At 63.4% G+C, this 19,294-nt stretch carries 23 protein-coding genes and 1 pseudogene; 12 read left to right on the top strand and 12 right to left on the bottom strand.

What is annotated here, in order from left to right:
• From AC1DX4_RS33765 to leuB, 4 genes and pseudogenes are all read left to right on the top strand, one after another.
• Positions 1-243 (top strand): annotated as a pseudogene (locus AC1DX4_RS33765) (IS110 family transposase); the annotation flags it as partial.
• A gap of 138 nt (positions 244-381) precedes the next feature.
• A complete protein-coding gene (locus AC1DX4_RS33760) occupies positions 382-765 on the top strand; it encodes a RidA family protein (RefSeq protein ID WP_172222025.1) in 384 nt (127 codons plus the stop codon).
• 13 nt (positions 766-778) lie between these two features.
• Positions 779-1,129, top strand: a complete 351-nt coding sequence (locus AC1DX4_RS33755) for a VOC family protein (RefSeq protein ID WP_477224445.1) — start codon at positions 779-781, stop codon at positions 1,127-1,129.
• Between the two features lie 335 nt (positions 1,130-1,464).
• Positions 1,465-2,568: a 3-isopropylmalate dehydrogenase gene (gene leuB / locus AC1DX4_RS33750; RefSeq protein ID WP_477224444.1), complete on the top strand. Its 1,104-nt coding sequence runs from the start codon at positions 1,465-1,467 to the stop codon at positions 2,566-2,568.
• 239 nt (positions 2,569-2,807) lie between these two features.
• Here leuB and AC1DX4_RS33745 read toward each other — a convergent pair whose 3' ends face one another.
• Positions 2,808-3,467: a DUF805 domain-containing protein gene (locus tag AC1DX4_RS33745; RefSeq protein ID WP_477224443.1), complete on the bottom strand. Its 660-nt coding sequence runs from the start codon at positions 3,465-3,467 to the stop codon at positions 2,808-2,810.
• A gap of 69 nt (positions 3,468-3,536) precedes the next feature.
• Positions 3,537-4,241, bottom strand: coding sequence for a DUF805 domain-containing protein (locus AC1DX4_RS33740; protein WP_477224442.1), 705 nt, complete (start codon positions 4,239-4,241; stop codon positions 3,537-3,539).
• Between the two features lie 198 nt (positions 4,242-4,439).
• On the opposite strand from AC1DX4_RS33740, the gene AC1DX4_RS33735 reads away from it, so the two are divergent.
• Complete coding sequence (locus AC1DX4_RS33735; RefSeq protein ID WP_477224441.1) at positions 4,440-5,801, top strand: glycosyltransferase; 1,362 nt, start codon at positions 4,440-4,442, stop codon at positions 5,799-5,801.
• A 2-nt stretch (positions 5,802-5,803) separates the two neighbouring features.
• On the opposite strand, the gene AC1DX4_RS33730 is transcribed toward AC1DX4_RS33735, so the two are convergent.
• Positions 5,804-7,669, bottom strand: coding sequence for a DEAD/DEAH box helicase (locus tag AC1DX4_RS33730; protein WP_477224440.1), 1,866 nt, complete (start codon positions 7,667-7,669; stop codon positions 5,804-5,806).
• Positions 7,670-7,704: 35 nt separating this feature from the next.
• Between AC1DX4_RS33730 and AC1DX4_RS33725 the strand changes: the two genes are divergently transcribed.
• Positions 7,705-8,019 carry a hypothetical protein gene (locus AC1DX4_RS33725; protein WP_477224439.1) on the top strand — a complete coding sequence of 105 codons (315 nt, stop codon included), beginning with the start codon at positions 7,705-7,707 and terminating at the stop codon, positions 8,017-8,019.
• A gap of 92 nt (positions 8,020-8,111) precedes the next feature.
• Positions 8,112-9,146, top strand: a complete 1,035-nt coding sequence (locus AC1DX4_RS33720; RefSeq protein ID WP_111544088.1) for an aspartate-semialdehyde dehydrogenase — start codon at positions 8,112-8,114, stop codon at positions 9,144-9,146.
• Between the two features lie 159 nt (positions 9,147-9,305).
• On the opposite strand, the gene AC1DX4_RS33715 is transcribed toward AC1DX4_RS33720, so the two are convergent.
• The 3 genes from AC1DX4_RS33715 to AC1DX4_RS33705 form a co-directional block, all read right to left on the bottom strand.
• A complete protein-coding gene (locus AC1DX4_RS33715; RefSeq protein ID WP_477224438.1) occupies positions 9,306-9,737 on the bottom strand; it encodes a type II toxin-antitoxin system PemK/MazF family toxin in 432 nt (143 codons plus the stop codon).
• A gap of 3 nt (positions 9,738-9,740) precedes the next feature.
• Positions 9,741-10,010 carry a type II toxin-antitoxin system Phd/YefM family antitoxin gene (locus tag AC1DX4_RS33710; protein WP_477224437.1) on the bottom strand — a complete coding sequence of 90 codons (270 nt, stop codon included), beginning with the start codon at positions 10,008-10,010 and terminating at the stop codon, positions 9,741-9,743.
• 73 nt (positions 10,011-10,083) lie between these two features.
• Positions 10,084-10,491: an ACT domain-containing protein gene (locus tag AC1DX4_RS33705; RefSeq protein WP_477224436.1), complete on the bottom strand. Its 408-nt coding sequence runs from the start codon at positions 10,489-10,491 to the stop codon at positions 10,084-10,086.
• A gap of 175 nt (positions 10,492-10,666) precedes the next feature.
• Here AC1DX4_RS33705 and AC1DX4_RS33700 point away from each other — a divergent pair, with 175 nt between their 5' ends.
• From AC1DX4_RS33700 to AC1DX4_RS33680, 5 genes are all read left to right on the top strand, one after another.
• Positions 10,667-11,572, top strand: coding sequence for a bestrophin family protein (locus AC1DX4_RS33700; protein WP_477224435.1), 906 nt, complete (start codon positions 10,667-10,669; stop codon positions 11,570-11,572).
• A 138-nt stretch (positions 11,573-11,710) separates the two neighbouring features.
• Positions 11,711-11,965 carry a hypothetical protein gene (locus tag AC1DX4_RS33695; protein ID WP_477224434.1) on the top strand — a complete coding sequence of 85 codons (255 nt, stop codon included), beginning with the start codon at positions 11,711-11,713 and terminating at the stop codon, positions 11,963-11,965.
• A gap of 237 nt (positions 11,966-12,202) precedes the next feature.
• Positions 12,203-12,613: a DoxX family protein gene (locus AC1DX4_RS33690; RefSeq protein WP_477224433.1), complete on the top strand. Its 411-nt coding sequence runs from the start codon at positions 12,203-12,205 to the stop codon at positions 12,611-12,613.
• A gap of 38 nt (positions 12,614-12,651) precedes the next feature.
• On the top strand, positions 12,652-13,176 hold the full coding sequence (locus AC1DX4_RS33685; protein ID WP_477224432.1) for an SRPBCC family protein: 525 nt from the start codon (positions 12,652-12,654) through the stop codon (positions 13,174-13,176).
• A 134-nt stretch (positions 13,177-13,310) separates the two neighbouring features.
• Positions 13,311-13,574 (top strand): YMGG-like glycine zipper-containing protein, encoded by a 264-nt coding sequence (locus AC1DX4_RS33680; RefSeq protein ID WP_477224431.1) that lies wholly within the window; start codon positions 13,311-13,313, stop codon positions 13,572-13,574.
• Between the two features lie 62 nt (positions 13,575-13,636).
• Here the strand turns inward: AC1DX4_RS33680 and AC1DX4_RS33675 are convergent, their stop codons facing one another.
• The 6 genes from AC1DX4_RS33675 to AC1DX4_RS33650 form a co-directional block, all read right to left on the bottom strand.
• On the bottom strand, positions 13,637-14,482 hold the full coding sequence (locus AC1DX4_RS33675; protein WP_477224430.1) for an acyl-CoA thioester hydrolase/BAAT C-terminal domain-containing protein: 846 nt from the start codon (positions 14,480-14,482) through the stop codon (positions 13,637-13,639).
• Positions 14,483-14,574: 92 nt separating this feature from the next.
• Positions 14,575-14,976 (bottom strand): 30S ribosomal protein S16, encoded by a 402-nt coding sequence (rpsP, locus tag AC1DX4_RS33670; RefSeq protein ID WP_477224429.1) that lies wholly within the window; start codon positions 14,974-14,976, stop codon positions 14,575-14,577.
• Between the two features lie 57 nt (positions 14,977-15,033).
• Complete coding sequence (locus tag AC1DX4_RS33665; protein WP_027055188.1) at positions 15,034-15,360, bottom strand: chorismate mutase; 327 nt, start codon at positions 15,358-15,360, stop codon at positions 15,034-15,036.
• A 7-nt stretch (positions 15,361-15,367) separates the two neighbouring features.
• Complete coding sequence (ffh, locus tag AC1DX4_RS33660; protein WP_477224428.1) at positions 15,368-16,933, bottom strand: signal recognition particle protein; 1,566 nt, start codon at positions 16,931-16,933, stop codon at positions 15,368-15,370.
• A gap of 551 nt (positions 16,934-17,484) precedes the next feature.
• Positions 17,485-18,090, bottom strand: coding sequence for a DUF1236 domain-containing protein (locus tag AC1DX4_RS33655; RefSeq protein WP_477224427.1), 606 nt, complete (start codon positions 18,088-18,090; stop codon positions 17,485-17,487).
• Positions 18,091-18,153: 63 nt separating this feature from the next.
• A complete protein-coding gene (locus tag AC1DX4_RS33650) occupies positions 18,154-19,251 on the bottom strand; it encodes a zinc-binding metallopeptidase family protein (RefSeq protein WP_477224426.1) in 1,098 nt (365 codons plus the stop codon).
• Positions 19,252-19,294: the final 43 nt, after the last annotated feature.

Raw genomic sequence — 19,294 nt, 5'->3', positions numbered from 1 at the left:
CACCCAAACGACAGCGGACAAAAGCAAGGCTACCGCAAAATCCGTGGCGGGCGCCCTGATGTCAGAACCGCGCTGTTCATGCCAGCCCTGCGCGCCGCAGCTGGAAGGGGCGAATTCGCACCCTTCTACAAACGCCTCGTCACAAACGGAAAAAAGCCAATGGTGGCAATCGCTGCCGTCATGCGAAAGATCATCGTTACCCTAAATGCAAGACTAAGGGACGCCGCCATTTCTCAGAGTTGATGACGACGGGAGGGATGCCTCAGCCAATCTCCGCGATCCACACCCGCCACGTCGTGACAACAGTCCGCTCTGGTTGGCCCACGACCCGCGCCGCTCCGCCTGCTAAATGCAGGCCGACAAACCCATGCGAGGTCCCCCATGCGCAAACTCATCTCCACCGGCTCGCCGTTCGAAAAGACCGCCGGTTATTCGCGAGCCGTGGTGCAGGGCGACTGGTGCTTCGTCTCCGGCACGACCGGCTATGACTATGCCACCATGACGATGCCGGAGACGGTCGAGGCGCAGACGCGCAATTGCCTGGCGACGATCGGCAAGGCGCTGGCCGACGGCGGCTTCGATATGGCCGATGTGGTGCGGGCGCACTATTATATCACCGACCAGGCCTTCGTGGACGTGGTCTTCCCGATCCTCGGCGAGACCTTCGGCGACATCAGGCCGGCGGCGACGATGATCGTCTGCCAGCTCAACAAGCCGGAAATGAAGATCGAGATCGAAGTGACGGCGCTGCGGCGGACGGCATGAGGAGGCCAAAGCCATGACGGTTCGGCGCATCGTAGCCAATATCGAAACAAAGGACGCGGCAGCCGCCAACCGCTTCTACCACGACGTGCTTGGTCTCGACGTGCTGATGGATCAGGGCTGGATCGTCACCTACGGTTCCGGGGAACAGATGCAGGTGCAGGTTTCCTTCATGGCGCAAGGCGGCTCCGGCACGCCGGTGCCCGATTTGTCGATCGAGGTCGACGATGTCGAGGCTGCGCTCGAAGGCATGAAGGCCGCCGGCTTCGCCATCGAATACGGGCCGGCCGACGAGCCCTGGGGCGTGCGGCGCTTCTATGCGCGCGATCCCTTCGGTCGGCTGGTCAACATTCTCTCGCATCGGTGAAGGGTTTTTCGCAGGACGCTACCCCAGCCTGGGTTCCTCGCCCCCACGGAAGTGGGGGAGAGGTGGCTCGGCGAAGCCGAGACGGAGAGGGGGCTGCGCGGCGTTGAATATCAGAGCGAACTTGCCAGCGCCGCAACCCCCTCTCCGTCCGCTTCGCGGCCACCTCTCCCCCGCCTCTGGCGGGGGCGAGGAACCCAAGTTCTGAGAGGTCGCATGCAGCAGCGTGCGGCACAACTGCACCTGTTCCGCGCGGCAGCATTCCTCGTCCCCTTGCGCATGCGCCGCTTGGCGTTTAGCAAAGCGCCGGTTCAAATTCTTTCTGGGACGGTTTCTCCATGGCAACGAAGCATCTTTTCCTGCTCCCCGGCGACGGCATCGGCCCTGAGGCCATGGCCGAGGTCAAGAAACTGATCGCGGCCATGAACGAAAAGCTCGGCAGCGGCTTCGTCACCGATGCGGGCCTGGTCGGTGGCTGCGCCTACGATGCGCATGGCGCTGCGATTTCCGATGCCGACATGGCAAAGGCAATGGCGGCCGACGCGGTGCTGTTCGGCGCGGTCGGCGGTCCGAAATGGGATGCCGTGCCTTACGAGGTGCGCCCCGAAGCGGGCCTGCTGCGGCTGCGCAAGGACATGGAGCTGTTCGCCAATCTGCGCCCGGCCATCTGCTATCCGGCGCTGGCCGCGTCCTCCTCGCTCAAGCAGGAAGTGGTCGAAGGCCTCGACATCCTCATCGTGCGCGAGCTGACCGGCGGCGTCTATTTCGGCGAGCCCAAGCAGATCATCGATCTCGGCAACGGCCAGAAGCGCGGCATCGACACGCAGGTCTACGACACGTTCGAGATCGAGCGCATTTCCGGTGTCGCGTTCGAACTGGCGCGGACCCGCAAGAACCATGTCACCTCGATGGAAAAGCGCAACGTCATGAAGTCCGGCGTGCTGTGGAACGAGGTCGTCACCCAGACCCACAAGGCGCGCTACTCCGACGTCAAGCTCGACCACATGCTGGCCGATGCCGGCGGCATGCAGCTGGTGCGCTGGCCAAAGCAGTTCGACGTCATTGTCACTGACAATCTGTTCGGCGACATGCTGTCCGACATCGCCGCCATGCTGACCGGCTCGATCGGCATGCTGCCGTCGGCCTCGCTCGGCGCGCCCGACGTCAAGACCAAGAAGCGCAAGGCGCTGTACGAGCCGGTCCATGGTTCGGCGCCCGACATTGCCGGCAAGGGCATCGCCAACCCGATCGCCATGATCGCTTCCTTCGCCATGTGCCTGCGCTATTCCTTCGGCATGGTCGATGAAGCCGACAGACTGGAAGGCGCGATCGCCGCCGTGCTCGATCAGGGCCTGCGCACCAAGGATATTTTGTCCGCCGGCATGACCGAGGTCGGCACGGTTGCGATGGGCGACGCGATCATCGCCAAGTTCCTGGGCTGATTTCGCGCGTTCTGGGTGGCCAATCCTCAACGTTGGCGCCGCCCCTCATTGCTTACCGGGCATTTCTCCCCGTAAACGGGGAGAGGCAGCCACACCGTCGGCACAGTTCTGCAACGTTTGTGATTGGTGAAACCGGTGATGAGAGCGCCCCTCGCCCCGTTCACGGGGAGAGGATGCCGGCAGGCAGGTGAGGGGCGGTGCGACGTTGAGAGGAAGCGCTGAAGCTTGATCGCCGTCCCTTAAATCTTGACCCCTGCCGGCACTGGCCCCCAAGGATTTTCGCCCACCTGGGACGGCACAAGCCCGAAGACCAGCAAGGCTACACCGCCGACGGCCGGGATGAAGCAGAGCAAGACAAGCCAGCCGCTCAGGCCGATGTCGTGCACACGCCGCACGGTAAGCGCGATCCATGGCAGGTTGATTGCCAACGCGAAGATAAGGAAGGGCAGGAATCCTATCGACGTCCTGCCCGCATTGGCGCCGAAGCCATTGACCGCCAGATTGACGAGGAGCCCGAAGCCGAAAAGCGTTGCCAGCATGAGAATGCAACATAGCCAAAAGGCCCAGAATTCCTTGCGGCGGGCGCGTCCGTTGAAATTGAAATAATTCACGCTCACCGTTCGCCCGAAATAGGCCCACAGTCCTGTAGAACCGGCAGGCCGCTTTTCGGCAAGCTGGCCAGGCCGTGGTGGTTCACCGCTGCTTGACGACGGCGCGGTTGAGGCTGCGGCGATATTGTGGGCCGCGCCGTCATCCGGCTGGAATTCGACGAGGGTTCCCCTCACGAGGGCGATGTCAGGGCTTAGGTCGTTACGCGTAAAGATATAGCGCTTGCCGTCGACCCCATTGATGTAACCGAAATCCTGATCCTGGTCGTAGTGATAGACCGCGCCGCGCATGCTTCCCCCTTACAATGCGATGCGCAAATACTACTCAAGGTTGTTCTTGATTGCAATATGCACGCGAGGCTAAATTCGGACGCCCGCCGGCACCGGTCCCCACTGGTTTTCGCGGGCCTGCGTCGGGATGAACGCAAAGACCAGTATGATCAAACTGCCGATGGTTGGGATCAGGATTACAAGGCAGAGCCAGCCGGTCAGGCCGATGTCGTGCAGGCGGCGCACGATCATGCCGAGGCTAGGCAGGAAGGTGGCTAGCAGGAAGGTGCCGCACAGGCCAACCGTCACCGCTGCTGAGAAGCTGTTGTCGAAATTACCCATTTCGATGTCGGTGAAGATGCCGATGCCGAAGATGATCAGCAGGCAAACCGTCCAGAACAGGCAATAGCTCCAATATTCCTTGCGGCGGGCGCGGCCGGCAAAATTGAAGTAGTTCTGGGTCACGCTACGCCAGAAATAGCCCCAGAGATCGGTGGGTTCGGCTGACTCGGACGATCGGCCGAATTGCTGCGCCTGTGCTGCGCCTGCCGTAGGTGCGGGGCTGGCTTGAACCGGGGCAGCGCTCGGGCCGGCGTCGGCGGCCGGGCTTGCGGTGGCGATCGAGAAAACGTCACGCGCCTGGCCGCCGCCGGCCTGGAACTCGACCGCCGTTCCCTTGGGCATCGCGGTTTGCCGGCGGAGGTTCTCGCGGGTGAATGTGTAGCGGTTGCCGTCGGTTCCGGTGATGAAGCCGAAGCCCTGATCCTCGTCATAGTGGAGCACTTCGCCGCGCATCACCCACCCCCTTTATCGCCACGTCCCTGCCAAGGTGTGGCACAAGGCCGAGCCCGCGGGCAAGACCATGCGACATGGGGCCGTGCGACACGGCTACCATATTAGCGGCAAATCAAGCATAAGGCTTTACGTGCAGCCTCTTCGCCAAAGCAGACAATGACAGTCGAGCATTCTGAAGCCAGCGCCGCAACCGAGGTCATGAAACCTCCGAGACTGGCCATCGATGCCACCGGGCTGATGCTCTGGCCGCCTGGCAAGGGCCTGGCTGGCATTCCGCGGGTGGAAAGCTTTCTCGTCAACGCGGCCCTGGCGGACCCCGACCCCAGCGTGGAGGTGGTGGCGTTCAGGCCAGGCGAGAGCCGGTTCCGGCCGCTCGCCGCTTACGAACAGGACCATGTCGCGGCGGGTGAGATTTCACCGCATCGTGTCAAACGGTGGCCAGGGAGACGCACAGCGCTGTCGCAGGCTTTCGAGGCAGTGCGGCAACAGCCCTGGGACAAGCGCGAGATGGACCGCCATCTGGCCAGGACGGTGACCAACGGCCGCAAGGGGATTGCCTACCAGGCGACGAGGCTGTTGATCCGCGCCTATCGTCTGGACCAACGGGCGCGGATCCGGCTTGGTTTGCGCGAGGACGCCATAGCCCAGCCGGTCGAGACGGAACCCGGCCTCGTGCTGATCAGCCATCACATCCTGACCCAGGAGGACCGTTCCGCTGTTTCGGGCACTGCCGGCAAGCTTGCCTTCCTCTGCCACGACATCATCCCGGCATTGCGCCCCGATTTGCTTGGCTCAGGCACCAGCGAGCGCCGCTTCGGCTCCTATCTCGAACAACTCGTGCGCTCCGGCGCGCCGGCATTCTGCGCCTCCGACGAGGTCGGCGCGACGCTGACCGAGCATATGCGCAAGGCCGGCATTGCCGCGCCCGTGGTGTATCGCTTTCCGATGCCCTCCATTTTGCACGCAAACGCATCGCGCATGGGCACGGCCTCGCGCATCGAGGCCGGCGAGCCGTTCGTGCTCTACTGCTCGACCATCGAAGTGCGCAAGAACCACATCCTCTTGGCGCGGATCTGGCAGCAGGCACGGGAAGAAGGCGTCAAGCTGCCAAGGCTTGTCTGCGCTGGGCGCTGGGGCTGGATGATCGAGCCGCTGCGCGCCTATCTCAAGGCGCATCCCGAACTGCTGCAGTCGGTCACTTTCACCGGGCTGGTCAGCGACGAGCAGCTCATCCAATATTATCGCAGCGCCACGTTCGGCGTCTTTCCTTCGCATATAGAGGGCTGGGGCTACGGCGCCTCAGAATGCCTCGATTTCGGCGTCCCGGCGATCGTGTCGACCACGCCATCGCTGATCGAGGCGACCGGCGGGCTGATGCCGGCGATCGATTCCAACGATCAGGCCGGCTGGTATGCCGCCATCCGCCAGATGGCGGAGGATCATGAATGGCGTTCATCGCTGGCGGAGCGTATCGCAAGCCAGCATCGGCCGACACCGGCATCGGCAAGCTGGGCCGCCATCAAGGCCGGGCTGAAAGAGAGCGCATCTCGCCGTCTGTAGATTTACGAGGGCCGTTTCGCCTTCTTGTGCTTCGGCGGGCCGGCATTGTCGAATTTCGGCTTGCCCGGCTTCTTCGCCCATGGCTTTGCCTCATGCGCGGCTGGCGGCCGCTGGTCGGACGGTGCCGGCGCGCGCTTTTCGAATTTGCGCTTCGGTGCGTTCGGGTCGGAAGGCGCCTTGCCGCGATGCGGCTTCTTGTCGGGACTCGGCGGCTGATAGCCGGCGCGCGACAGGTCCGGCGTGCCCTCCAGCCGCTTCACTATGATGTTGCCCTGCAATTTGCGGTCGGGACCGATCGCGGCGAGAAAGCGGTCGGCCCAGTCCGCGGCGATCTGCACGTAGGTCTCTTCCGGCTGCATCTTGATGGCCCCTATCTCGCGCTTCGAGATGCTGCCGGTGCGGCACAGCATCGGGATCAGCCAGCGCGGCTCGGCATTCTGCCGGCGTCCGATCGAGAGCGAGAACCAGACGCTGTCGCCGAAATCGTCGCGGCGGCTGGGCGCCTCGTCGCGGCGCGCGAAGTTTTCGCCCGCCGGTCTTTCACGCGAAGGCGTGAACGGCGCCACGTCCATCAGATCCTCAGGCGCCGAGCGGCTGGCGCGGCACTGGCGCACGAAGGCGGCCGCCACCTGTTCGGCGCCATGTTTGGCGAGAAGCGCGTCGATGAACTCGCGCTCGTCGTCCTTCACCGGCTCGTCGAAAACCGGATCGGCCAGGATGCGCTCATCGTCGCGGCGGATGACGTCATCGGCCGAGGGTGGGCTTGCCCATGTCGCCTTCAGCCCAGCGTTCTGCAGCAGCCGTTCGGTGCGCTTGCGGGCGCTGTTGGGCACGATCAGCGCGCTGACGCCCTTGCGGCCGGCGCGTCCGGTGCGGCCGCTGCGATGCAGCAGCGTTTCCGGGTTGGTCGGCAGGTCGGCGTGGATGACCAGTTCGAGATTGGGCAGGTCGATGCCGCGCGCCGCGACGTCGGTGGCGATGCAGACTTTTGCGCGGCCATCGCGCATCGCCTGCAAAGCGTGGCTGCGCTCGTTCTGGCTGAGCTCGCCCGACAGCGCCACCACCGAAAAATTGCGGTTGTTGAAGCGTGCGGTCAGATGATTGACGGCGGCGCGGGTGTTGCAGAACACCAGCGCGTTCTTGGCTTCATAGAAGCGCAGCACGTTGATGATGGCGTTCTCGCGGTCGGCCTGGGCGACGCTCAGCGCCCGGTATTCGATGTCGAGATGCTGCTTTTCCTCGCCGGCGGCCGAAATGCGTATGGCATCGCGCTGATAGCCCTGGGCGAGCGTTGCGATCGAACGCGGCACGGTGGCCGAGAACATCAGCGTGCGGCGGTCGGCCGGAGCGGCGTCGAGGATGAATTCGAGGTCCTCGCGAAAGCCGAGATCGAGCATCTCGTCGGCCTCGTCGAGCACCACGGCTTTCAGCGCCGACATGTCGAGCGAATTGCGCGTGATGTGGTCGCGCAGCCGGCCGGGCGTGCCGACGACGATATGGGCGCCGCGCTCCAGCGCGCGCCGCTCGGTGCGCATATCCATGCCGCCGACGCAGGACGCGACCGTGGCGCCGGTCAGCTCATAGAGCCATTCGAGCTCGCGCGTCACTTGCAGCGCCAGTTCGCGCGTCGGCGCCACCGCCAGCGCCAGCGGTGCGGCGGCATGGCCAAAGCGCTCCGCATCGCCCAGAAGGGTCGGCGCCAGCGCCAGGCCGAAGGCCACGGTCTTGCCGGAGCCGGTCTGGGCCGACACCAGCGCATCGGCCTGGCCGAGTTCCAGCACCGCCTTCTGCACAGGCGTCAGTTCGGAATAGCCGCGTTTTTCCAGCGCCTGTGCCAGCGCTGGAACAATAGCTTCGAAGTTGGACATCTCGCTCTTTCGGAATTCAGGGTTCTGCGCTCATCATGGAGCACGAGCCGGGGCTGGCGCCACGCCAGCCAAACAATCTTGGCCGTTCGTACTTCCTGCTGCCGCTCTTGTACAGGGCAAGCCATGAAGGCCATGCGACGCACCGCCAATTGACTCCTGCCGCAAACCGCGTAAAAGCCCGCTTCGAACGGGATCATTTCGATGCGCGGCCTTTTGATGGCGGTTCTTGCATTCGATTTCCCTGGCCACAATGCAAATCATTGGGCCGGGCGCGTCGTCGCGTCTCCTCGTTCCAGCAAAACTACGGCCAAAAAAACCACCACCAAAACGGTGTGATTCCCTTGGCCTAACCACCCTCTCCCGGGTCCGGCCCGGGGGACGAAACCCGCATTGGCCGGCGGGTTTTCTCCAAAAACCAAGCGGAGAGGGACAGGAGATATTTATGAGTTTCAAGGTTGCGATCGTCGGCGCCACGGGCAATGTGGGCCGGGAAATGCTCAACATACTGGAAGAGCGCGGCTTTCCGGTAAGTGAAGTCGTGGCGCTGGCCTCGCGGCGCAGCCAGGGCACGGAAGTGTCGTTCGGCGACCGCACGCTGAAGGTCCGGACGCTCGACCAATATGATTTTTCCGACACCGACATCTGCATCATGTCGGCCGGCGGCAACGTCTCCAAGGAATGGTCGCCGAAGATCGGCAAGCAGGGCTGCGTCGTCATCGATAACTCGTCGGCCTTCCGCTACGACCAGGACGTGCCGCTGATCGTGCCGGAAGTGAACCCGGACGCGATCTCGCTGTTCACGCGCAAGAACATCATCGCCAATCCGAACTGCTCGACCGCGCAACTCGTCGTGGCGCTGAAGCCGCTGCACGATTTCGCCACCATCAAGCGCGTCGTCGTCGCCACCTACCAGTCGGTGTCGGGCGCCGGCAAGGAAGGCATGGACGAGCTGTTCACGCAGACCCGCGCGGTCTTCGTCGCCGACGGCGTCGAGGTCAAGAAGTTCACCAAGCGCATTGCCTTCAACGTCATCCCGCATATCGATGTCTTCCTCGACGACGGCTCGACCAAGGAAGAGTGGAAGATGGTCGCCGAGACCAAGAAGATGCTCGATCCCAAGATCAAGCTGACGGCGACCTGCGTGCGCGTGCCGGTGTTCATCGGCCATTCGGAAGCGGTCAACATCGAGTTCGAAAAGCCGATCACCGCCGACGAGGCGCGCGATATCCTGCGCGAGGCGCCGGGCTGCCAGGTCTTGGACAAGCGCGAGGACGGCGGCTACATCACGCCGCTGGAATCGGCCGGCGAAGACGCCACCTTCATCTCGCGCATCCGCGAGGATTCGACCATCGACAACGGCCTGTCGATGTGGATCGTCTCCGACAATCTGCGCAAGGGCGCGGCCCTCAACGCGGTGCAGATCGCCGAGCTGCTGGTCGAGCGCGGCCTGATCCAGCCGAAGAAGAAGGCGGCCTAGCTTACCGCTCACGGGCCGTATCGCCGCTGCCGCGGCGGGCCCTCCGCGAGGGCGCCGGACGACCGGCGGCCCAAGGTCGCGGGCTCGGCCTTCGGCCGTTAGCTCTCTTCTCCCCGCTTACGGGGAGCAGGGGCGCTGGCGCGGTCTTCCGCCAATTGGTCAATCGCGCGATACGGGAAGATCTCGCCCGGCTTCCCAAATGGTTTTGAAGCGCTCCACCATCGACGAGAATAGTTTTGGGGGAAGCAGACCGTAGTCGTAGCGGTCGGTCGAGCGCGGCACCGGTCGAAGGTCGTAACCCGGCCACGCGAAGCGGTTGCCTTCGTGAAGCATCACCCATGAGCGCTCGCCGTCCAGGCCCAAGTGACGTTTGACAGCGGGTGGCAGCTCGATTGCCAGCGACTGGTCCGCCGGCGGGACATGCGTGACGGGGACCACCGTCACGATCAGGCCATCTGCGTCCTGCTCAACGGCGAGCACGATCACGCAAGGGCGATCTTTGCGCCCTTCATCCTGTCCGGCTTGATGCTCATGGTGCCATAGATACGCGTAGGAAATCACGAGGCCGAGTTGCGGATCGGGCAACGGCATGCCCTATTTGGCGTCCATCAGTGCATTGAGATGATCGTGTTCCGATGACATGCGGCCATTGGCGATGGCTTCCACGTCCTCGCGTTGCAGGTCCCTGGTCGCAAATGATTTCTGGGCTAGGTTCTTGTAGCGCTGCAGATCTTCATACTCGACAGCCGAAACGAAATAGCCGGTTGGTCGCCCATGGCTCATGACGGCGACTGGCTCACGCTGCACGATTTCACGGTAGCGCCCAAAATTGCGGGTGAATTCTGTGGTAGGAACTTCGCGCATAACGGTGCATCCTAAGTTCGCGTAATTTACGCATTTACCGTAATTTACGCGATTTACGCTGTTCTGTCAAAGCTCAGCCGGCGCTGTCCCTGGCCAACTCGCGCAACAACTCCATCGCCTCCTCCGCCCGCTCCGCCGGAACGAACAGATGGTCATGATAGAACGCCGAGACCGGATTGACGCCCATGCCGGCGGCTGCCAGCCGTGTGGTGATGGCGGCGAGGAAGCCGACTGCTTCCAGCGATGAGTGGATGTTCAGCGTGATCATCCGGCAGCGGAATGAGGCGGTCAGCCCCGCCGCGCTGGCCGAGTCCTCGGTCACGATCAGCGTCCTGCCCTCGCGCTCGCGAAACACCATTATCGGGTCGAGGCCCTCTGGCTGGAGAACATCAGGCGCCAGCGTGGCGAAGACATGGATGCCGTCGAGCAGTTCCGGCGTCATCGATGCCAACAGTGTCTTCAGATCGGTCTCGCCGGTCATTTCTCTCGCCTGAACAGGAACGGGCAACAGCTCCCTGATATCCGCAACCGGCACCTGCCGATAGTCCGCGCACCGCGCACGACATGGCGATGTCGCTGGCGGTCGGGCTTGCGGATCTGTCGCATCGCACAATACAGGAGCTGAGGGCCGATGCCGGCCCGTGAAAGGCCCGTCCATGATCGTTCGTCCGCGCCCCAACTTCCTGCAGCTGTTCTTCATCATGCGTGGATCCGTGGTGCCGCGCATCCTGCCGCAGATTTTCGGCTTCGCCATCTATTCGGCGGTCATCCTGGTGCTGGCGCGGAGGTTCGAGCTTGATCTCGGCGTCTTCAACATCACGCCTTTCGGACTGGTCGGCGTAACGCTGTCGATCTACCTCTCGTTCCGCAACAATGCCGCCTATGACCGCTGGTGGGAGGCGCGCAAGCTGTGGGGCGCGCTGGTCTTCGAGATACGCAATCTGGCGCGGGCCACGACCAGCCTCATCGCCGACCCGACCGAGCAGCGCGCCTTACTGATGGAGGCGCTTGCGTTCTGTCATTTCCTGCGCGGGCAGTTGCGCAAGATCGACAGCATCAAGGACGCCCGAGCCTTCATCGATACCGAGGCGGAAGCGGCGGCAAAGTTCGCCAATCCGGCCGACGAGATGGTCAGGCGCATGGGCCGCCGCGCCAACGCACAGCGCCGGATCGGCGAGGTCGATTCGATCGGCTTTCGCATCCTGGATGAGAGGCTGGCATCGATCACCGCCATTCAGGCAGGCTGCGAGCGGATCGCCGGCACGCCGCTGCCTTTCGCCTACACGCTGCTGGTGCATCGCACGGCCTACATCGTCTGCCTGCTGCTGCCGATCGGCTTGATCTCGAGCACCGGCTGGGCAACGCCGTTGTTCACGGCGCTGATCGCCTACACCTTCTTCGGCCTCGACGCGCTGTCGGAGGAGCTTGAGGACCCGTTCGGCACCGAAGCCAACGACCTGGCGCTCGATGGTCTCTGCCGCGTCTGCGAAATCTCGGTGTTCGAGGCGCTGGGCGAAACACCGCCCAAGATGATTCCGGCCGAGAAGTTCTATTTTTCCTGACGATGGCTGTCGGCGTTTCGCAATGACTCTGGTCAACGGATGAGCTGTGCGAGAGGATGGACGCCGTTGCGCCTAATCCTGGCAGGCGCGGAGCCTATAAGACGCTGGATGTCGAAACGAATTGACAGATCATGGGTCGTGTTTGCCAGCGTCGAGAACCACGAACACGACCGCTGCGTCGATATCTTCTCCAGGCCCGACAAATCGTTCGGCTATGAGGAATTCCGTCGAGACGTCGAGGATGGTGGCGCCTGGACGCCAACGGAATACTATTCCGCTGCGCGTTACGATACGGCTGAGCTCGCATATGCCGCAGCGGAGAAATCTGTTCTTTGGCTGGCCGAAGTGTTGAAGGTCAATCCGACGTTTCGGCGAATGCCAATTTCAAACTGAGCCACCATCCCCGGCACGGCACCCGAGCCGCCGGGTTATTGTGCGGTCATGGCGAGCTACGCCCGTCGAGACTATCCCATCGCCTTGAACGAGCATCGGTCCGGCCGCATGCGTCGTCGTGCCGGACATCAAAAAGAAATCCGCGGCGGCGTGTCGGATCAGCACGTTACCGCGCGTCCTTGGTTCAACCTTCATCAGGAAGGCCAACGTCAAAACCGAAACACCGAGGAAACACCAATGAGCATTTCTGAAACCGCGCCCGTCTCGTCCGGCGCCTTGTGGACCGGCCGCTTGCTCAGCGGTCTCATCATCCTGTTCATGATCTTCGACGGCGCCATCAAGCTGCCGCCGCTCGACGTGGTGACGCAGACGATGGTGCCGCTCGGTTGGCCGGCCGATGCCAATGTCGCGCGCATGCTCGGCGTCATCGGCCTGATCGCGACCGCGCTCTACGCATGGCCGCGCACCTCGGTGCTCGGCGCCATCCTGCTCACCGCCTATATGGGCGGCGCCATTGCCACCAATGCGCGGATCGGCAATCCGTTGTTTTCACACACGCTGTTCGGCGTCTATCTCGGCATCATCCTGTGGGGCGGCCTTTACTTACGCGACCCCAAGGTGCGCGCGCTGATCCCGTTCAGCCGATAGTCTCATCGTTTTCCTGGAATTGCCTTAGGGAGAGAAAAATGTTCAGCACCATCCTCATTATCCTGCTCGTCATCATCGCCGCCATCCTCATTTATGCCGCGACACGGCCCAATGATTTCGTCACCACCCGCACCGCCATCATCAAGGCGCCGCCGGACGCGATCTTTCCGCTGATCAACGATTTCAGCCGCTGGCCGACGTGGTCGCCTTACGAAAAGCTCGACCCCAACATGAAGCGCACGCTCTCCGGCGCGCAAAGCGGCAAGGGCGCAGCCTATGCCTGGGAGGGCAATGGCAAGGCCGGCAAGGGGCGCATGGAGATCGTCAATTCGGTGCCGTCCTCGCAGGTGTCGCTCAAGCTCGATTTCGAAAAGCCGTTCCGCGCCAACAACAGCGTGGACTTCACCTTGACGCCCTCAGGTGACACCACCGCCGTCAGCTGGGCCATGCGCGGCAGCCGACCCATCGCCAAGCTGATGGGCCTGTTCATGAACTTCGACACGCTGATCGGTCGGGATTTCGAGGTCGGCCTCGCCAATTTGAAGCGCAACACCGAGGCGTGATCCGACACAGCCGCTCTCTTGAAGTCGCTTGGGCGAGCGGTAGCGCGATCTTCATCCTTTGCGGGATCAAATTAGCCGTCTGAGAGTTAAGCACTTGGCGGAGCGATGGCGATCCCCCTGTGAGAGGAACGAAAATGAAGAAAATAATGACGATTATGGTGCTGACGATGGCGCTGGGCGCGTGTTCGCAAACCGAACGCGGCGCGGCTATCGGCGGCCTGGGTGGCGCGGCGGTCGGTGCCGCGGTGGCCGGCGATCCGGTTGAAGGCGCGGTGGTCGGCGGCGCGGTTGGCGCCGTGGCAGGCGCCCTGATCGGCCGGGCGAGCGGGCGTGGCCAATGCCGCTATCGCGACCGTCATGGCGATGTCTATATCGACCGCTGCCCGCGCGGCTATTGATCGGCGCTGGACTGGAAATAGTAAAACGGCGGGCATGGCCCGCCGTTCAGACCGCAAACGCCCTACAGCAGAACCCGTATGGCTGCCCAAGCGTCGCGGCCGAGACGCGCATCGGCATCATCGTTGCCGCCATGCGCATGCAGTCTCGAGCGTGGAGTGTCTTCGCCGGGCAGGAGAATGCGGTGGCCGGCGTCGGGAGCCGAAACGAGGCGCGTGGCCTTTCCAGCGTCCCTGCGACGCTGAACGATTGAAGTGGCAAAATCCAGAGACGGCCACAGTGCGTCATCGCCGCCCGCAACCAGCACGATTTCCGCCGAAATGGCCTCGACGGGAATGGCGGCTTGGCTCGCCTCGTCCCTGAAGGTCTGCAAGCTGCGCTGAAACAGTCCGCGGTACGACGCCAGACCGTCCACGTACTCCGCGCTCCAATCGGGATTGCTTGGGACAAACGGCAAGGGAATCCCCTTCAGCGTCCATGACGATCGCTCCGGCCAATCGATGCCGTCGCGGCCTGGGCCGATATTTCCCCAAACCACCGATGTCGGACTGACCGCGACGACGGCATCGATGCGCGGGTCATGAACGGCCGCGAGCAGGGATGCCTCGGCGCCTTTCGAGGTGCCGACATAGACGATGCGCCGGCAGCCCAGTCCGACAAGACAGTCTGTGGCGGCGAAGAACGTCTCCAAGGGGATTTCGCAGATGCCGGGAACCTGGCCTTCGCCGCCAAACCACTGGAGCGCGAGCGCGGACGCCCCTTCCCCGGCAAACAGCCGGGCGCGGGTGACGTCGACACGACCGCTCGATCCGCTCAACACCACGACGCCGGTCGTGGCGTCAGCGCATCGCAACAGCGTTCCGAGAACGCTGCCCGACAGGATTTCTTCCCTGACTGCCTGTTCGCCCATCCGCTATCAGCCTGATGCCGCCATGGCATTCCCGGACAATAGCAAAACGGCGGGCACAGGCCCGCCGTTTTGTCGATGCGATGAAGCACTCTTTATTCGGCGGTGGCGGCTTCCGTCTCGGCCGGTGCAGCGGCGGCGGCCGCAACGGCAGCAGCGGCGTCTTCCTGAGCCTTCTTCAGCAGCGAGGCGCGTTCCTGGGCCTTCTTGCCCGGCTCGGCCTTCTTCGGGTTGGAGCGGGCGTCGCGCTTGGCAATGCCGGCTTCGTCGAGGAAGCGCAGCACGCGGTCGGTCGGCTGGGCGCCATGCGACAGCCAATGCTTGACGCGGTCGGCGTCGACCTTGACGCGCTCGCCGTCCTTGGGCAGCAGCGGGTTCCACGAGCCGAGCGACTCGATGAACCGGCCGTCGCGCGGCGAACGGGCGTCGGCGACGACGACGTGGTAGTAGGGACGCTTCTTCGAGCCCGCACGGGCCAGTCTGATCTTCAGTGCCATTTCTTTTCTCCTAAAGCTTTGATTTCGTTAATAGAGTTGCGGCTAAATCTTTGTTTTTCAGCCGGTTTTCGTCACGCCGTTGGCAGCGGCGATCTGTTCGTGGTGGCGGATCACTTCGCGGACGACGAAGTTGAGGAATTTCTCCGCGAAATCGGGGTCGAGATGCGCGTCATGCGCCAGCTGGCGAAGACGGGCGATCTGCTGCTGCTCGCGCGCCGGGTCGGCCGGCGGCAAGCCATGCTCGGCCTTCAGCACGCCGACCGCCTTGGTGCAGCGGAAGCGCTCGGCCAGCATATGGATGAGGGCGGCATCGATGTTGTCGATCGAGGCGCGGTAGCCGGCCAGGATGATGCGGGCGTCCGCCATGTCCTTTTCTTCGTTCATGGTGTCCTCACTTCTTCTTGCCAAGGCCAGGCAGCCCGCCGCCGCCGAGGCCGGGAAGCCCCGGAAGTTTCATGCCGCCGGGCAGGCCGGGCAGGCCACCACCGCCGGGGGCGGGCAGGCCCTTCATGCCGCCAAGGCCGGGCATCTGCTTCTGCAGGGCTTCGAGTTGCTTGGGATCCATCTTCGACAAATCGGGCATGCCGCCCATGCCGCCGAGGCCCATCTTGGAGGCAAGGCCGCCCATCATGCCGCGCATGAGGCCGCCGCCTTTGCCCTTGCCGCCCATCGCCTTCATCATGTCGGCCATGCCGCGATGCATCTTGAGCAGCTTGTTGATCTCGGCCGCGTCGGTGCCGGAACCGGCGGCGATGCGCTTCTTGCGCGAATGCTTGAGCACGTCCGGATTGGCACGCTCGGCCTTGGTCATCGAGGAGATGATGGCGAGCTGGCGGCCGAACATCTTGTCGTCGAGACCGGCTGCGGCCATCTGGTCCTTCATCTTGCCCATGCCCGGCATCATGCCCATGATACCGCCCATGCCGCCCATTTTCGACATCTGCTGAAGCTGCTGGGCGAGGTCGTTCAGGTCGAACTTGCCCGACTGCATCTTCTTGGCCATCGCAGCCGCCTGTTCGGCGTCGATGTTCTCGGCGGCCTTCTCGACCAGGCTGACAATGTCGCCCATGCCGAGGATGCGGTCGGCGATGCGCTTGGGGTGGAATTCCTCCAGCCCCTCCATCTTTTCGCCGGTGCCGATCAGCTTGATCGGCTTGCCGGTGACGGCGCGCATCGAAAGGGCGGCACCGCCACGGCCGTCGCCGTCCATGCGGGTCAGCACAAGGCCGGTGATGCCGACGCGTTCGTCGAAACTTTTCGCCAGGTTGACGGCGTCCTGGCCGGTCAGCGAATCGGCGACCAGCAGGATCTCGTGTGGCGACGACACCTTCTTGATGTCGGCCATCTCGACCATCAGCGGCTCGTCGATATGTGTGCGGCCGGCGGTGTCGAGGATGACGACGTCATGGCCGCCGAGCTTGGCCGCCTGCACAGCGCGCTTGGCGATATCGACCGGATTCTGGCCCGCAATGATCGGCAGCGTCGCGACCTTGACCTGCTCGCCAAGCTGGCGGAGCTGCTCCTGCGCGGCCGGACGCCGCGTGTCGAGCGAGGCCATCAGGACTTTCTTGTTCTGACGCTCGGTCAGCCGCTTGGCGATCTTGGCCGAGGTCGTCGTCTTGCCGGAGCCCTGCAGGCCGACCATCATGATGACGACCGGGGCCGGCGCATTGAGGTCGATGGCGACGCCCTCGGCGCCGAGCATGTCGACAAGCTCGTCATGGACGATCTTGACGACCATCTGGCCGGGCTTGATCGACTTCAGCACCGCGGCGCCAACGGCCTTTTCGCGCACCTTGTCGGTGAAGGAGCGCACCACTTCGAGCGCCACGTCGGCCTCGAGCAGCGCACGGCGCACCTCGCGCAACGCCGCCGAGACATCAGCCTCCGACAGCGCGCCGCGGCCGGTGAGGCCGTTCAGGATGGAGCCAAGACGCTCTTGTAGGGACTCAAACATTGGTCAACCCGCCGCGCGAGAGCGCCTTGGATTCATAATGATCCCTGTCGGGCCGATGGCCCTCCACGCCTCTTGTGCGCTCCTGCAGCGGTTCAAACATTCGTTTTCCTTTTCCCTGGCACCCGGATGGTGCCCGAGAGGTAATGCGTTCGCGCCAAGTGTCCAATCAAAAGCAAAAGCCCAAAACCAAAAAGCACCCGGGGGCGCTCAGCGCTGCCGGGTGTTGGCCTCCAGGATCGATTTACAGCACTTGGCCTCAAAGAGGCTTCGGCGTCCTAGTCGGCTTGCTCGGAGGGATACTCGTCGCGGAATTCGAGGCGTGTAGACAGGAAATCGGCCGCGGAGTCAAGACAAGGGCGGGTGGCACCGCGATCAGGCCATGCCTTTTGCGTCCTCTGATGCCTCAGTAATCGGAATCGTTTCCGTCAGGGTTCGGTGCGCAAACAGACGCCACACACAGCACCCAGCGCTGCTCGGGCGCTGCGGGCACCGACTTGTCCCGGCTCTTACCAGCGGTTACCAGCGGTCGCAATCGCGACCGCTGGTCTGTATCAACGCACCACGTACATGATGCGCCGTGTCTGCGGATCGATCAGCGCCGGCTGACCGTTCACATAGACATAGCGGTAGTTGTAGTCGGGAATTTCGCGCAGCTCGACAGTGTCGGGCAAGGTCGCGCCCGTCACCACCTCGCCGTCGAGATAGACCGGGTCGAGGCGGTGCGTGTCGACATAGGTGCGGATTGCGGCCGGAGGCGGGGGAAAGGCGTCCTCGGCCGGCTCACCGGCCACGATCGCCCCGGTATAGTCGGTGGAATAATTACCGATGTCTTCCGGCGGTGAGACGATGGCAACGGCGGAGCCGTGCGGGCGCTGCGTCAGCACCACCCGACTGCCGCTGAAATCGGCGGTCACATAGTCGGAATAGACCCAGCCCTGGCCGCCGGCTTCGGCGATGGTGCACCATTTGCTGTTTTCGATGCAGCCATTGAGCGTCGCCGACTGGCCGGCGGCGAGCACGCCGATGACCGGATATTGCGGACCCGGACCAGCACGCACGTTTAGATCGGTGACGGCCGAGACGGCGGTGTCGGCAAGCGCGGCGCCCGACATCACGGTCATCATCCCGGCGAATGCGGGAAACAATACGGATTTCATGGTTTCTCTCCGTTTTCATGGTCCCTCGGGTTTGAAAACGGGGCAGCGGCGCATGCGTTCCGGCTAAAATGCCGGCGTCACCTCACGATTTGTTCCCGCGTCTTTCGGCAAACCGGTCAAAAGGTCGTGAACGAAGGCCAGTTTTCGCGCCGTCACGTCCGAAATGACGAAGGGGTAGAGGTCGGGCAGGCCCATGCAGCGGTTGATCGAGTTGGAGGCTTCCGACAGCACCAGCCAGCGCGCAAGGATTTTTTCGAAGGGCTCGGGCGTGTTCGCAGGCTCCGAAGGGGCTGCCTGCAGTTCGCCGCCGGTGTCGCCTTGCGGCAAATCATTGGCCTCTACCGTCTCCAGCCGGCCGAGCGGGAAGTTCAGCGCATGGACCATCTCCAGCGTGTCGGTGATGTGCAGATGGTGGGCCCAGGTTTCGGCCCAGTCCTCCCACGGATGCGAAGTGGCATAGGCCGAGATGTGGTTTTGCTGCCAGTCGGGTGGCGCGCCATTGGCGTAATAGGCCTTCAGCGCCTGTTCGTAGTCGGCGCGATCGTCACCGAACAGAGCGCGGAAGGCGGCCAGCCTTTGCGGATCGTCGCGGATCAAGCGGTCCCAGTAATAATGGCCGAGCTCATGGCGGAAATGGCCGAGCAGCGTCCGATAATTCTCACCCATCTGGACGCGGCGCTTTTCGCGCTCGGCTGAATCGGCCTCGGCGACGTTGAGCGTGATCAGGCCATTGTCATGGCCGGTGAGAATGCGTTCGCCGCCAGGCCCGACGCCGATCGGATCGGCGAGGAAGTCGAAGGCGAGGCCGATCTCGTCCGTCGGGCCCTGCTTGGGCGCGACCGGCAGGCCGAAGGCGAGCAGCGAATAGATGGCACGCTTCTTCGCCGCCTCGACCCGGATCCAGCGGCGGCGGTTGCCGTCGACGGAGAGATCCGGGATCAGCTGGTTCAGCACACAAGCGCGGCAAAAACCCTGCCCCGGCTCGGCCATCCAGTTGCAGGCGCATTCATCGGCATTGGTGCACTGGAAGATGCTGTCCGCGCCCGACAAGGCGAAGCGGGCATGTTCGGGATCGTAGAGCACAAGGCTGGAGCAGTTCAGGCACTGTGCATTCTCGAAGTAGAGACGGTGGCCGCAATGCGGGCAGTCGAAGAGTTTCATGTCGGTCTCAATTCACCAGAAGAGGCACAGCGTGCATAACGGC

This window comes from Mesorhizobium sp. P3_A8 (genome assembly GCF_056402995.1).
This window is presented reverse-complemented; position numbering and strand designations above follow the sequence as displayed.

What these genes read in the sequence shown, in the direction of transcription:
- AC1DX4_RS33760 (WP_172222025.1), top strand. Translation starts at nt 382, where the DNA reads ATGCGCAAACTCATCTCCACCGGCTCGCCGTTCGAAAAGACCGCCGGT.
- AC1DX4_RS33755 (WP_477224445.1), top strand. Translation starts at nt 779, where the DNA reads ATGACGGTTCGGCGCATCGTAGCCAATATCGAAACAAAGGACGCGGCA.
- leuB (WP_477224444.1), top strand. Translation starts at nt 1,465, where the DNA reads ATGGCAACGAAGCATCTTTTCCTGCTCCCCGGCGACGGCATCGGCCCT.
- AC1DX4_RS33745 (WP_477224443.1), bottom strand. Translation starts at nt 3,467, where the DNA reads ATGCGCGGCGCGGTCTATCACTACGACCAGGATCAGGATTTCGGTTAC.
- AC1DX4_RS33740 (WP_477224442.1), bottom strand. Translation starts at nt 4,241, where the DNA reads ATGCGCGGCGAAGTGCTCCACTATGACGAGGATCAGGGCTTCGGCTTC.
- AC1DX4_RS33735 (WP_477224441.1), top strand. Translation starts at nt 4,440, where the DNA reads ATGAAACCTCCGAGACTGGCCATCGATGCCACCGGGCTGATGCTCTGG.
- AC1DX4_RS33730 (WP_477224440.1), bottom strand. Translation starts at nt 7,669, where the DNA reads ATGTCCAACTTCGAAGCTATTGTTCCAGCGCTGGCACAGGCGCTGGAA.
- AC1DX4_RS33725 (WP_477224439.1), top strand. Translation starts at nt 7,705, where the DNA reads ATGGAGCACGAGCCGGGGCTGGCGCCACGCCAGCCAAACAATCTTGGC.
- AC1DX4_RS33720 (WP_111544088.1), top strand. Translation starts at nt 8,112, where the DNA reads ATGAGTTTCAAGGTTGCGATCGTCGGCGCCACGGGCAATGTGGGCCGG.
- AC1DX4_RS33715 (WP_477224438.1), bottom strand. Translation starts at nt 9,737, where the DNA reads ATGCCGTTGCCCGATCCGCAACTCGGCCTCGTGATTTCCTACGCGTAT.
- AC1DX4_RS33710 (WP_477224437.1), bottom strand. Translation starts at nt 10,010, where the DNA reads ATGCGCGAAGTTCCTACCACAGAATTCACCCGCAATTTTGGGCGCTAC.
- AC1DX4_RS33705 (WP_477224436.1), bottom strand. Translation starts at nt 10,491, where the DNA reads ATGACCGGCGAGACCGATCTGAAGACACTGTTGGCATCGATGACGCCG.
- AC1DX4_RS33700 (WP_477224435.1), top strand. Translation starts at nt 10,667, where the DNA reads ATGATCGTTCGTCCGCGCCCCAACTTCCTGCAGCTGTTCTTCATCATG.
- AC1DX4_RS33690 (WP_477224433.1), top strand. Translation starts at nt 12,203, where the DNA reads ATGAGCATTTCTGAAACCGCGCCCGTCTCGTCCGGCGCCTTGTGGACC.
- AC1DX4_RS33685 (WP_477224432.1), top strand. Translation starts at nt 12,652, where the DNA reads ATGTTCAGCACCATCCTCATTATCCTGCTCGTCATCATCGCCGCCATC.
- AC1DX4_RS33680 (WP_477224431.1), top strand. Translation starts at nt 13,311, where the DNA reads ATGAAGAAAATAATGACGATTATGGTGCTGACGATGGCGCTGGGCGCG.
- AC1DX4_RS33675 (WP_477224430.1), bottom strand. Translation starts at nt 14,482, where the DNA reads ATGGGCGAACAGGCAGTCAGGGAAGAAATCCTGTCGGGCAGCGTTCTC.
- rpsP (WP_477224429.1), bottom strand. Translation starts at nt 14,976, where the DNA reads ATGGCACTGAAGATCAGACTGGCCCGTGCGGGCTCGAAGAAGCGTCCC.
- AC1DX4_RS33665 (WP_027055188.1), bottom strand. Translation starts at nt 15,360, where the DNA reads ATGAACGAAGAAAAGGACATGGCGGACGCCCGCATCATCCTGGCCGGC.
- ffh (WP_477224428.1), bottom strand. Translation starts at nt 16,933, where the DNA reads ATGTTTGAGTCCCTACAAGAGCGTCTTGGCTCCATCCTGAACGGCCTC.
- AC1DX4_RS33655 (WP_477224427.1), bottom strand. Translation starts at nt 18,090, where the DNA reads ATGAAATCCGTATTGTTTCCCGCATTCGCCGGGATGATGACCGTGATG.
- AC1DX4_RS33650 (WP_477224426.1), bottom strand. Translation starts at nt 19,251, where the DNA reads ATGAAACTCTTCGACTGCCCGCATTGCGGCCACCGTCTCTACTTCGAG.